Annotated in this window: 13 protein-coding genes; all 13 read left to right on the top strand. The window is 47.6% G+C overall.

The annotated features are described in order from the left end of the window. The first annotated feature begins 10 nt into the window (after positions 1 to 10). The 13 genes from sfsA (at position 11) to panC (ending at position 12,888) form a co-directional block, all read left to right on the top strand. Positions 11 to 715: a DNA/RNA nuclease SfsA gene (gene sfsA, locus ACK8NJ_RS19125; RefSeq protein WP_000396038.1), complete on the top strand. Its 705-nt coding sequence runs from the start codon at positions 11 to 13 to the stop codon at positions 713 to 715. 177 nt (positions 716 to 892) lie between these two features. Further along, entirely contained in the window at positions 893 to 1,348 is a 456-nt protein-coding gene (gene dksA, locus ACK8NJ_RS19130) for an RNA polymerase-binding protein DksA (RefSeq protein ID WP_001155227.1), read from the top strand. A 66-nt stretch (positions 1,349 to 1,414) separates the two neighbouring features. Next, entirely contained in the window at positions 1,415 to 2,311 is an 897-nt protein-coding gene (gene gluQRS, locus ACK8NJ_RS19135) for a tRNA glutamyl-Q(34) synthetase GluQRS (RefSeq protein WP_250318807.1), read from the top strand. Between the two features lie 59 nt (positions 2,312 to 2,370). Then, positions 2,371 to 3,768 (top strand): polynucleotide adenylyltransferase PcnB, encoded by a 1,398-nt coding sequence (gene pcnB / locus ACK8NJ_RS19140; protein WP_203717019.1) that lies wholly within the window; start codon positions 2,371 to 2,373, stop codon positions 3,766 to 3,768. Beyond that, a complete protein-coding gene (gene folK, locus ACK8NJ_RS19145) occupies positions 3,765 to 4,244 on the top strand; it encodes a 2-amino-4-hydroxy-6-hydroxymethyldihydropteridine diphosphokinase (protein ID WP_000215145.1) in 480 nt (159 codons plus the stop codon). Before pcnB ends, folK begins: the two co-directional genes overlap by 4 nt. Positions 4,245 to 4,591: 347 nt before the next feature. Continuing rightward, positions 4,592 to 5,164 (top strand): fimbrial protein, encoded by a 573-nt coding sequence (locus ACK8NJ_RS19150; RefSeq protein WP_411961879.1) that lies wholly within the window; start codon positions 4,592 to 4,594, stop codon positions 5,162 to 5,164. A 137-nt stretch (positions 5,165 to 5,301) separates the two neighbouring features. Beyond that, positions 5,302 to 5,988: a fimbrial chaperone gene (locus tag ACK8NJ_RS19155; RefSeq protein WP_001328782.1), complete on the top strand. Its 687-nt coding sequence runs from the start codon at positions 5,302 to 5,304 to the stop codon at positions 5,986 to 5,988. A 34-nt stretch (positions 5,989 to 6,022) separates the two neighbouring features. After that, positions 6,023 to 8,623 (top strand): outer membrane usher protein, encoded by a 2,601-nt coding sequence (locus ACK8NJ_RS19160; RefSeq protein ID WP_223024693.1) that lies wholly within the window; start codon positions 6,023 to 6,025, stop codon positions 8,621 to 8,623. Positions 8,624 to 8,641: 18 nt separating this feature from the next. Further along, positions 8,642 to 9,202: a fimbrial protein gene (locus ACK8NJ_RS19165; protein ID WP_001550619.1), complete on the top strand. Its 561-nt coding sequence runs from the start codon at positions 8,642 to 8,644 to the stop codon at positions 9,200 to 9,202. A gap of 13 nt (positions 9,203 to 9,215) precedes the next feature. Further along, positions 9,216 to 9,815 (top strand): fimbrial-like protein, encoded by a 600-nt coding sequence (locus ACK8NJ_RS19170; protein ID WP_001178095.1) that lies wholly within the window; start codon positions 9,216 to 9,218, stop codon positions 9,813 to 9,815. Between the two features lie 51 nt (positions 9,816 to 9,866). Beyond that, positions 9,867 to 11,117 (top strand): fimbrial-like adhesin, encoded by a 1,251-nt coding sequence (locus tag ACK8NJ_RS19175; protein WP_411961880.1) that lies wholly within the window; start codon positions 9,867 to 9,869, stop codon positions 11,115 to 11,117. A 113-nt stretch (positions 11,118 to 11,230) separates the two neighbouring features. Then, positions 11,231 to 12,025 (top strand): 3-methyl-2-oxobutanoate hydroxymethyltransferase, encoded by a 795-nt coding sequence (gene panB / locus ACK8NJ_RS19180; protein ID WP_000805448.1) that lies wholly within the window; start codon positions 11,231 to 11,233, stop codon positions 12,023 to 12,025. A gap of 11 nt (positions 12,026 to 12,036) precedes the next feature. Continuing rightward, complete coding sequence (panC, locus tag ACK8NJ_RS19185) at positions 12,037 to 12,888, top strand: pantoate--beta-alanine ligase (protein ID WP_000905371.1); 852 nt, start codon at positions 12,037 to 12,039, stop codon at positions 12,886 to 12,888. Positions 12,889 to 12,918 lie beyond the last annotated feature (30 nt).

Below are 12,918 nucleotides of genomic sequence, written 5' to 3' on the forward strand. Positions count from 1 at the left end.
GATTGTCGCAATGGAATTTTCTCCCCCTCTACAGCGCGCGACGCTAATTCAGCGTTACAAACGTTTTTTAGCCGATGTGATCACACCCGATGGTCGCGAATTAACGCTACACTGCCCGAATACGGGTGCGATGACCGGTTGTGCAACGCCTGGCGATACCGTCTGGTATTCGACTTCAGACAACACCAAACGGAAATACCCACACACCTGGGAATTAACTCAAAGCCAGAGCGGCGCATTTATTTGCGTCAACACGCTTTGGGCTAACAGGTTGACGAAAGAGGCTATCCTTAATGAATCAATTTCAGAACTGTCAGGCTATAGCTCGCTGAAAAGCGAAGTAAAATACGGCGCAGAACGCAGCCGTATTGACTTTATGTTGCAGGCGGATTCGCGTCCAGACTGCTATATTGAAGTGAAATCGGTTACGTTAGCGGAGAACGAACAGGGATATTTTCCCGATGCGGTCACTGAACGAGGTCAGAAACACCTTCGGGAGTTGATGAGCGTAGCGGCTGAAGGCCAGCGTGCGGTTATCTTTTTCGCCGTGCTGCATTCAGCCATTACACGGTTTTCACCCGCGCGCCACATCGATGAGAAATACGCGCAACTATTGTCAGAAGCTCAACAGAGGGGGGTAGAAATTCTGGCTTACAAAGCGGAACTTTCTGCTGAAGGCATGGCTCTTAAAAAATCACTGCCGGTTACATTGTAGTAAAGTATGTAACTGGTTAATTTACATTCTGGTCGCGTGCGCAAATACGCTTTTCCTCACACAGTTGTCAAGTGTTACGTTTAGATAATTGCTATCCGGAAAAGCATCTGCTATTTATAGCGGCCTCATTTTTCCCCCGAACATGGGGATCGATAGTGCGTGTTAAGGAGAAGCAACATGCAAGAAGGGCAAAACCGTAAAACATCGTCCCTGAGTATTCTCGCCATCGCTGGGGTGGAACCATATCAGGAGAAGCCGGGCGAAGAGTATATGAATGAAGCCCAGCTGGCGCACTTCCGTCGTATTCTGGAAGCATGGCGTAATCAACTCAGGGATGAAGTCGATCGCACCGTTACACATATGCAGGATGAAGCAGCCAACTTCCCGGACCCGGTAGACCGTGCAGCCCAGGAAGAAGAGTTCAGCCTCGAACTGCGTAACCGCGATCGCGAGCGTAAGCTGATCAAAAAGATCGAGAAGACGCTGAAAAAAGTGGAAGACGAAGATTTCGGCTACTGCGAGTCCTGCGGTGTTGAAATTGGTATTCGCCGTCTGGAAGCGCGCCCGACAGCCGATCTGTGCATCGACTGCAAAACGCTGGCTGAAATTCGCGAAAAACAAATGGCTGGCTAATTACAGCCGTTCCATCACGTTTACCACAGGCGGGAAATGCTCCCGCCTTATTTTTTGTTCAACGAGATGACAGACACACACTATATTGGCCGCTTTGCCCCCTCTCCTTCCGGCGAGCTTCATTTTGGTTCTCTGATTGCCGCGCTTGGCAGCTATTTGCAGGCTCGCGCCCGGCAAGGTCGCTGGCTGGTACGCATAGAAGATATCGACCCACCTCGTGAAGTTCCCGGTGCCGCAGAGACTATCCTGCGCCAGCTGGAACATTACGGTCTGCACTGGGACGGCGATGTTCTCTGGCAATCGCAACGTCACCACGCCTATCGCGAAGCACTCGCCTGGTTACATGAGCAAGGATTAAGTTATTACTGCACCTGCACGCGTGCACGTATTCAAAGCATTGGCGGTATTTACGACGGCCATTGCCGGGAATTGCATCATGGACCAGACAACGCCGCAGTACGTATCCGCCAGCAGCATCCGGTCACCCAGTTTACTGACCTGCTGCGAGGCATTATTCACGCCGACGAAAAACTGGCACGGGAAGATTTTATTATTCATCGCCGTGATGGTTTGTTTGCCTATAACCTGGCGGTGGTGGTGGATGATCACTTCCAGGGCGTGAGCGAAATTGTCCGCGGGGCAGATTTGATCGAACCGACAGTGCGGCAAATCTCGCTGTACCAGCTTTTTGGCTGGAAAGTGCCAGATTACATCCATTTACCGCTGGCACTTAATCCACAAGGCGCTAAACTTTCCAAGCAGAATCATGCGCCTGCGTTGCCGAAAGGCGATCCGCGCCCGGTACTAATCGCGGCACTTCAATTTCTGGGTCAGCAGGCAGAAGCACACTGGCAGGATTTCAGCGTCGAGCAAATCCTTCAGTCAGCCGTCAAAAACTGGCGGCTTACCGCCGTGCCTGAGTCGGCAATTGTAAATTCAACATTCTCAAATGCGTCATGCTGAGCTATGATTAGCCGCTATTTTTTTGTCCTGAATGATGTTTGACACTACCGAGGTGTACTATTTTTACCCGAGTCGCTAATTTTTGCCGCAAGGTGCTAAGCCGCGAGGAAAGCGAGGCTGAACAGGCAGTCGCCCGTCCACAGGTGACGGTGATCCCGCGTGAGCAGCATGCTATTTCCCGCAAAGATATCAGTGAAAATGCCCTGAAGGTAATGTACAGGCTCAATAAAGCGGGATACGAAGCCTGGCTGGTTGGCGGCGGCGTGCGCGACCTGTTACTTGGCAAAAAGCCGAAAGATTTTGACGTAACCACTAACGCCACGCCTGAACAGGTACGTAAACTGTTCCGTAACTGCCGCCTGGTGGGTCGCCGTTTCCGTCTGGCTCATGTGATGTTTGGCCCGGAGATTATCGAAGTTGCGACCTTCCGTGGACATCACGAAGGTAACATCAGCGACCGCACGACCTCCCAACGCGGGCAAAACGGCATGTTGCTGCGCGACAACATTTTCGGCTCCATCGAAGAAGACGCCCAGCGCCGCGATTTCACTATCAACAGCCTGTATTACAGCGTGGCAGATTTTACCGTCCGTGATTACGTTGGCGGCATGAAGGATCTGAAAGACGGCGTTATCCGTCTGATTGGTAACCCGGAAACGCGCTACCGTGAAGATCCGGTACGGATGCTGCGCGCGGTACGTTTTGCCGCCAAATTGGGTATGCGTATCAGTCCTGAAACCGCAGAACCGATCCCTCGCCTGGCTACCCTGCTGAACGATATCCCACCGGCACGTCTGTTTGAAGAATCTTTGAAACTGCTGCAAGCGGGCTACGGTTACGAAACCTATAAGCTGCTGTGTGAATATCATCTGTTCCAGCCGCTGTTCCCGACCATTACCCGCTACTTCACGGAAAATGGCGACAGCCCGATGGAGCGGATCATTGAACAGGTGCTGAAGAATACCGATACGCGTATCCATAACGATATGCGCGTGAACCCGGCGTTCCTGTTTGCCGCCATGTTCTGGTACCCACTGCTGGAGACGGCACAGAAGATCGCCCAGGAAAGCGGCCTGACCTATCACGACGCTTTCGCGCTGGCGATGAACGACGTGCTGGACGAAGCCTGCCGTTCACTGGCGATCCCGAAACGTCTGACGACGTTAACCCGCGATATCTGGCAGTTGCAGTTGCGTATGTCCCGACGTCAGGGTAAACGCGCCTGGAAACTGCTGGAGCATCCTAAGTTCCGTGCGGCTTATGACCTGTTGGCCTTGCGAGCTGAAGTTGAACGTAACGCTGAACTGCAGCGTCTTGTGAAATGGTGGGGTGAGTTCCAGGTTTCCGCGCCACCAGACCAAAAAGGGATGCTCAACGAGCTGGATGAAGAGCCGTCACCGCGTCGCCGTTCTCGTCGTCCACGCAAACGCGCACCGCGTCGTGAGGGTACCGCATGACAGTGGCGTATATTGCCATAGGCAGCAATCTGGCCTCTCCGCTGGAGCAGGTCAATGCTGCCCTGAAAGCATTAGGCGATATCCCTGAAAGCCGCATTCTTGCCGTTTCTTCGTTCTACCGCACCCCACCGCTGGGGCCGCAAGATCAACCCGATTACTTAAACGCAGCCGTGGCGCTGGAAACCTCTCTTGCACCTGAAGAGCTACTCAATCACACACAGCGTATCGAATTGCAGCAAGGTCGCGTCCGTAAAGCGGAACGCTGGGGACCGCGTACGCTGGATCTCGACATCATGCTGTTTGGTAATGAAGTGATAAATACCGAACGCCTGACCGTTCCGCACTACGATATGAAGAATCGTGGATTTATGCTGTGGCCACTGTTTGAAATTGCGCCGGGACTGGTGTTTCCTGATGGAACAGTATTAGAAAATTTATTAAAAATAAATAAATTTCATGAATTAAACAAATGGTGATTTAATGATTTCATGAATATAAATAAATTCCGAAAAATAGCCTTACCCATTGCAATTAATATATTCCCTAAGCTACAACCATAATTAATATTATATACCCCGTTAACACCTTCTACCTCACATACAATATTCCTTCCGCTTTGTACATTAAGTTTTACTTAAAGATGAATTAAGTGGATATATAAATTTAAATATGCACAATATCCCACTTGGTGATGAACAGATGTTACATTCAGTAAATCTTCACATTCATCATTAACAAACCAATCTATTTTTCTCTATCGGGGTTCTTTGTCTGAAAGCACCCGATTGTAGTTAAACTCATGGAATATAATTCAAGGATTATTATGTCTAAAAAATTAGGTTTTGCCCTGTCTGGTCTTATGCTGGCAATGGTTGCAGGTACTGCTTCTGCTGATATGGACGGTGGTCAGATTAACATCAGTGGCTTGGTTAGCGATAACACCTGTGAAACAAAAGTTGATGGCGGCAAGCAAGATGGCCTGGTTCTTCTGCAAACTGCAACGGTTGCTGAAATTACCGCTGGTGTATCTGAAACTGCTGTCGGTGCCAAAGCGAAACCGTTTAGCATTACTGTAGACTGCAGCAAAGCGACTCCGGGAGGCCAACCGACTCTGACATTCGGTTCAGTTTTCTTTGGTAACAGTCGTGGCACTTTGAATAACGATATGTCCATCACCACCCCGTCATCTGGTGTGAATATCGCCCTGCACAACATTGACGGCACCACTGTTAAACAAGTCAAAATTAATAATGCATCTGATGCTTACACTAAAGCATTAACCAATAATGTTGCAGTCTTTGACTTCAAAGCCTCCTATGTTCGTGAAGACGACTCACCACCAGCAACGGCTGGTTATGTAAGAACCAACACAGCTTACACCATCACCTACAATTAAGTTATTCGTTGGTGATTTAAATTACTACAAGGGTGCGACACCTATTGTCGCCCCCTTGTCTTGAAAACAATTCATGTCATGGATGGTATATTTTGTTAAATAAAAAGAATATTGTCGCATTATGTGTTGCCAGTAGTATGGCATTTAGTATGCCTGTTATGGCTGATATTGTTATTTCCGGTACACGCGTCATTTATAAAAGTGATCAAAAAAGCGTTAGCGTACGCCTGGAGAATAAAGGCAATAGCCATCTATTAGTACAAAGCTGGCTGGATACCGGTGACGATAACGCTGAGCCGGGAAGCATTAATGTACCATTTACGGCAACACCTCCCGTTTCACGTATTGATGCTAAACGCGGTCAAACCATCAAATTGATGTATACCGGCAGCACCGTACTCCCCAGCGACAAAGAAAGCGTATTCTGGTTTAACGTGCTGGAAGTGCCCCCAAAACCAGATGCTTCAAAAGTAGAGAATCAGAGCCTGTTACAACTGGCTTTCCGTACCCGTATCAAGCTGTTCTATCGTCCGGCAGGATTAAACGGTAACCCGTCTGAAGCACCATTAGCCCTGAAATGGAAATGGGCTGAAGGGAAGTCTGGCCTGAGTGTATATAACCCAACGCCTTATTACGTCTCTTTCAATAACGCAGAGTTAATCGCTGGCGGTAAGTCGAACCCGCTCAATGTAAAAATGGTTGCACCGAAAAGCGAAGAGATTTTCACCATAAGCGGTTCAGGCGGGAAAGCAACGTCAGGAAAGGTACATTTCTCCGCGATTAATGATTTTGGCGGCGCAATTGAAGGCGATGTCAATTTGTAAGACCAGGGACCTTATGCAGCAGGAAGCCAATGTAATGAAAACAACGACATCGACTAAACGCCATAATCTTACGCGTATCGCAATGTATTGCTCAATCATGTATAGCGGCGCTACCATCGGAGCCGAAAGTGTTGAGTATGACCCTACCTTTTTAATGGGTGGCAACGCTTCCAGTATTGATGTTAGCCGCTATAGCGATGGCAACCCGACTTTGCCTGGTGTTTACGATGTTAGCATCTATGTTAACGAGCAACCTGTTGCTAACCTGGAGATCCCCTTTATCGCGATCCCCGATAAAAAGAATGCTCAAGCCTGTATTACCCTGAAAAATCTACTACAACTGCATATCAAGACACCCCCGGCAGACGAGGAAAATACTATCCTTCTTCCACGGGATGAAACGCTTGGCAACTGTCTTGACCTGTCGTTAGCCATACCTAAATCCTCAGTGAGCTATGACCCCTCTGAACAACGTCTGGATATCAATGTTCCCCAGGCATGGGTGATGAAGAATTATCAAAACTATGTGGACCCATCACTTTGGGAAAATGGCATTAACGCGGCTACGCTGTCTTATAACATCAACGCTTATCGCAGTGAAAATTCAAATTATACAAATGATAGCGTTTATACATCGTTCAATGGTGGCGTCAATTTAGGGGCCTGGCGTCTGCGTAGCAGCGGTAACTATAGCTGGCGAAACGACGCGGGAAGCGATGTTGAGTTTATGAATCGCTACGTCCAGCGCGACATTACCGCTATTCGCTCGCAGCTCATTATGGGGGAATCCTACACCACAGGTGAAACGTTCGACTCCGTTAGTATCCGCGGCATTCGCTTATACAGCGACAGCCGAATGCTGCCGCCTGTATTGGCAAACTTCGCCCCGACAATTCGTGGTGTAGCAAATACTAACGCCAAAGTCAGCATCACCCAGAGTGGATACAAAATTTATGAAACCACTGTTCCACCGGGACCTTTTGTCATTGATGATCTCAGCCCGTCAGGGTATGGCAGCGATCTTATCGTAACCATTGAAGAAGCTGATGGCAGCAAGCGTACATTTTCTCAGCCATTTTCTTCAGTAATTCAAATGCTGCGCCCGGGTGTTTCTCGCTGGGATATCAGCGGCGGGCAAATTAATAAAGACGACTTGCATCATGAACCAAACTTACTACAAGCGACCTATTACCGTGGTTTAAGTAACCTTTTCACTGGCTATACTGGTTTTCAGGTCACAGATAATCATTATGCTGCAGGCTTACTTGGCATTGGGATGAATACTTCTGTCGGCGCAATTTCCTTCGATGTCACCCACTCCAGTGTCGATATACCGGATGATAAAAGGTACCAGGGGCAAAGCTATCGCATCTCCTGGAACAAATTTTTTGACCTGACAGATACATCATTAAACATCGCGGCTTACCGCTACTCCACGCAGGACTATCTGGGCCTGAATGATGCATTAACACTTATTGATGAAGTTGAACATCCCACTCAGGATCTTGATCCCAAAACTATGCGCAACTACGGGCGCATGAAAAACCAGTTCACCGTAAGCATTAACCAACCGCTACGCTTTGGGAAGGATGATTATGGCTCGTTCTATACCTCTGGAAGCTGGTCTGATTACTGGGGGGGCGGTAAGAGCCGTAGCAACTATTCGATCGGCTACAGTAACAGCGCTTCATGGGGAAGCTACAGTATCAGCGCTCAACGATCCTGGGATGAGTACAGCCAAACAGAAAACAGTATTTACCTCAGCTTTTCGATACCTATCGAAAAACTGATGGGTACGGAGCACCGTGATTCCGGTTTCCAAAGTATTGATACACAACTTAGTACCAATATGGATGGTAATAATCAGTTCAACATGAGCAGTAGCGGTTATAGCAACGATAACCGCGTGAGCTATAGCGTGAACGCGGGTTATGGGATGAATAAAACCGGCAAAGATCTCAGCAACATCGGGGGTTATGCCAGCTATGAATCGCCATGGGGAACGCTAGCTGGGTCAGTCTCTGCTACCAGCGATAATAACCGCCAGTACTCCGTTAATACAGATGGTGGATTTGTATTGCACAGCGGAGGACTGACGTTCAGCAACGACAGTTTCAGTGATAATGACACCATTGCTCTGGTTAAAGCACCGGGTGCAAAAGGGGCGCGTATTAACTACGGCAACAATACCGTTGACCGTTGGGGATATGGCGTAACCAGTGCTCTTTCACCATACCAGGAAAACAAAATTGCTCTGGACACTGAAAACCTGGAAAACGACATCGAAATGAAGAGCACCAGTACGGTTGCCGTACCACGCCAGGGCTCGGTTATCTTTGCTGGTTTTGAAACCAATCAGGGACAATCTGCGATTATGAATATCAAACGCAGTGACGGAAAAGGTATCCCCTTCGCCGCCGATATTCATGATGAAACAAATGCAATCATTGGCAACGTTGGGCAGGGCGGGCAGGCATTTGTTCGCGGTATTCAGCAGCAGGGCACGATAAAAATCACCTGGCTGGAAGCCAGCATGCCCAAAACCTGTATTGCGCAGTACCAGCAACCCAATGTGACATCGGAGAAAATCCAGCAAACGATTATTCTCAATAATATTCTTTGCCAGCTCCAATAATACGAAAGAGAGATGACAATGATAAAAAACACACGGTATAAAATAGTACTCCTGGCAGGCATTTTTTTACTGCCCGGCGCACTGGCACAAGATATTAATGTTGATTTTGTTGCCACAATCAAAGGCACGACATGTAATATCACTCTGGAAGGGACACGCGTCACCGCTGATGGCAATAATCAGTACACGCTACGGATATTAAATGTTGCTCTGGATAAAATCATAAACAAGATGCCAGAAGCACAAGCCGACTTTAAACTGGTCGCTAATTGTGATGGTAACATAGGCAAGATTACGACATCGCTGGCAGGGAATCCTTCAGTAGAGTTACCCTATTTAATTTCTCCATTAACTTCAGATAATTCATCCACCACAGAATATATTGCTATGGGGATTAAACTTCGAAATGCCTCTGACACTGAATTTATTCCCCCAGATGGTTCTAAAAAGATTTCCTGGGGAGAGGGATTAACAAAACCAGAACTTGAGATGACGGTAGCACTTCGCGAAACCCGACCAGGTTCAGGAAGAGCAGGTAGTTTTAAAGCACTTGCGACATTCAATTTCACCTACGAATAAAAGGATAATAATAATGCAGATGAAATCATTACATTATGGGATATTTGCAAGCATTACTCTGAGCTTATTATTATTCAGCACGTTTTCTATAGCCATCACGGATAACATTGGCCTAAACGTTATGACCACTGTTGAAAACAGAACTTGTCAAAGCGAAATCAGCAACCAGGGGTTGGTTAATCTTGGTACTGTTGGAGTGGGATATTTTGCCAGTAATGTTAGTGCGGAAGATAATTATCCAGGCGGAAAGACCTTTACTGTGACAGTAAAAGATTGCCCCTCCGCTGGCACAACTTCAAGCCAGTTGCATATAGAATTTAAACCTGTCAGTGGTGTAATGGCCACTGGTAGCCAACAGATATTCGCCAATAACCATGTCGGCGGTGCACAAAATGTAGGAATCGTGATTTTTAGCCAAAATAATCAGTCATCGGACACAGTGAATGTGCTGTCACCAACAGGGCAGTTTCGCACGGTCTGGCCAGTTGCCTCTGCAAACATGAATAATTCATCGTGGCAATTTTATACACGAATGCAAAAAATTGATCCGTTACTTCCAGTTGGTGCAGGATTTGTCACCAGCAATGTATTAGTTGATATTTATTATCAATAAATGCCAGACATAACGCATCTACAAATATTATTTTTTCAAAGGAGTGATAAGATGAAGTCAGCGTTCCGATACTTTCTTTTTTTATGGATTATCACAGCCAGCATTAATAATGTAAATGCTGGAAATCTTACTTTTATAGTCGGCAACGATGCTGGCGTAGGAAACCTTAATGGCCCATCAGGCGATAAACTAATATCATTTGCCTATCCGGTTGGTGGAGTAAACAATATTGTATTTTATAATCCAACATCCGCCACACCGACCAATGCAAAAATAAAATTATATTGGAGTGGACTGGACACATCAAGTAGTCGTGGGTTTGTATATTGTACTTCAAAAACTGATTCCAGCGGTGAACCAATTACTGTCCAGCATAACATGGTTTACTCAGGAAAAATGGCAGATGGGCACAGATTATATGAAACCAATGTAACCGGTCTATATTATACGTTAATGCTCAATAGATTCTGGTCGTATGAACTTAGCTCAAACTCTCCAGATATATACGTTGGAGACGACGGCTGGCACACTGTACGGTTCTTTATTACGGGTGATACTATGCGAGGTAATTGTAATACTGCCAGGTATCAAGCAGTCGGAGGCCTTGCTCACGATGCCACGGTGGAATTCTATACCGACAGCAGTTTTAACCCTGCTCCAAATACTAACGTGCAATTAAAACATACTGGTGATTATTTGTATTCATTCGCAAATGAAGGGCCAGGGGTTCCAAATGTAAGTGCATCTAAGATGCTAAAAATTGATTTTAATTTAACAGACATCAATATCCAACTGCCAACATGCTTTACGTCTATCCTTTTGGGTGAGAGCGTAACGCGATCAACCGTAAATCTCGGGGAATATACTGTTGGACAGATCACCTCAGATTCTGCAACACCTGTTAATTTTCAGATCTCGCTACAAAATTGTGTTCGTATAAGCAGTATTAAAACAAAACTAAAATCTAATGTAGTAGGAGTGAATAATCCTCTGTTGCTTGGTAATACTTTGACAGGAACCGATGATGCAAAAGGTGCCGGAGTACTTATTGAAGGGTTACCCAACAGCAAAAATTCACAAAATTTCACGCTTAAGCCAAATGATGAGACATCAAGCTATAACGATGCTGAAGATGATCCTGGAGAAAACAATGGAATTTATAACCCAGATTATCCTAATGCCAATGGTCGTACTACAACCCAGGACCTGAAATTTCAGGCAACATTAAAACGCGATGGTAATGCAACTGTGAAACCCGGCGGATTTAAGGCTACCAGTACATTCCAGGTCACCTACGAGTAACAGGTTTAACCGCACCGCCATCATCTGGCGGTGCTGCAATTGATAAATCATTGCCCCCACAAATGTGACTGATAAAATGCCAGACAGCACGACATTACTTATCAGGATACGTTATGAAACCAACCACTATTGCTTCATTGCAGAAATGCAAGCAGGATAAAAAACGTTTCGCGACCATCACTGCTTACGACTATAGCTTCGCAAAACTGTTTGCCGATGAAGGGCTTAACGTGATGCTGGTCGGCGATTCACTGGGCATGACGGTTCAGGGGCATGACTCCACCCTGCCAGTTACCGTTGCCGATATCGCCTACCACACTGCTGCCGTACGTCGCGGTGCGCCAAACTGCCTGCTGCTGGCTGATCTGCCGTTTATGGCGTATGCCACACCAGAACAAGCCTTTGAAAACGCCGCAACGGTTATGCGTGCTGGGGCCAACATGGTCAAAATTGAAGGCGGTGAGTGGCTGGTAGAAACCGTACAAATGCTGACCGAACGTGCCGTTCCTGTTTGTGGTCACTTAGGTTTAACCCCACAGTCAGTGAATATTTTCGGTGGCTACAAAGTCCAGGGGCGCGGCGATGAAGCGGCCGATCGACTGCTCAGCGATGCATTAGCATTAGAAGCGGCAGGCGCACAACTTCTGGTGCTGGAATGCGTACCGGTTGAACTGGCAAAACGTATTACCGAAGCGCTGGCGATCCCGGTTATTGGTATTGGCGCAGGCAACGTTACCGATGGACAGATCCTCGTGATGCACGACGCATTCGGCATTACCGGCGGTCATATTCCTAAATTCGCCAAAAATTTCCTCGCCGAAACGGGCGACATCCGCGCGGCTGTGCGGCAGTATATGGCAGAAGTGGAGTCCGGCGTTTATCCGGGCGAAGAACACAGTTTCCATTAAGGAGTGACGTTGTGTTAATTATCGAAACCCTGCCGCTGCTGCGTCAGCAAATCCGCCGCCTGCGTATGGAAGGTAAGCGCGTGGCGCTGGTGCCCACCATGGGTAACCTGCACGACGGCCATATGAAGCTGGTCGACGAAGCCAAAGCCCGCGCCGATGTGGTCGTCGTCAGTATTTTCGTTAACCCGATGCAGTTCGACCGCCCGGAAGATCTGGCACGTTATCCACGGACCTTGCAAGAGGACTGCGAAAAGCTGAACAAGCGCAAAGTGGATTTAGTTTTCGCCCCTTCGGTAAAAGAGATCTACCCGAACGGTACAGAAACCCACACCTATGTTGATGTTCCCGGTCTTTCTACCATGCTGGAAGGTGCCAGCCGTCCGGGACATTTTCGCGGCGTTTCGACTATCGTCAGCAAGCTGTTCAATCTGGTCCAGCCGGACATCGCCTGCTTCGGTGAAAAAGATTTTCAGCAACTGGCGCTGATCCGCAAAATGGTTGCTGATATGGGCTTTGATATTGAGATTGTCGGTGTGCCAATTATGCGCGCCAAAGACGGTCTGGCGCTGAGTTCCCGTAACGGTTATCTGACGGCGGAACAACGCAAAATTGCGCCTGGTCTGTACAAGGTTTTAAGTTCGATTGCCGACAAATTGCAGGCTGGCGAACGGGATCTCGATGAAATTATTGCTATTGCCGGGCAAGAACTGAATGAAAAAGGCTTCCGCGCCGATGATATTCAGATTCGCGATGCCGACACGTTGCTGGAAGTCTCTGAAACCAGCAAACGAGCTGTGATTCTGGTAGCCGCCTGGCTTGGCGATGCCCGCCTGATCGACAACAAAATCGTCGAACTGGCGTAATGCTTAACTGGCGCTACGGCTGATGGCGCC

It is taken from the genome of Escherichia sp. F1 (assembly GCF_046764225.1).
GTDB classification, from domain to species: domain Bacteria; phylum Pseudomonadota; class Gammaproteobacteria; order Enterobacterales; family Enterobacteriaceae; genus Escherichia; species Escherichia coli.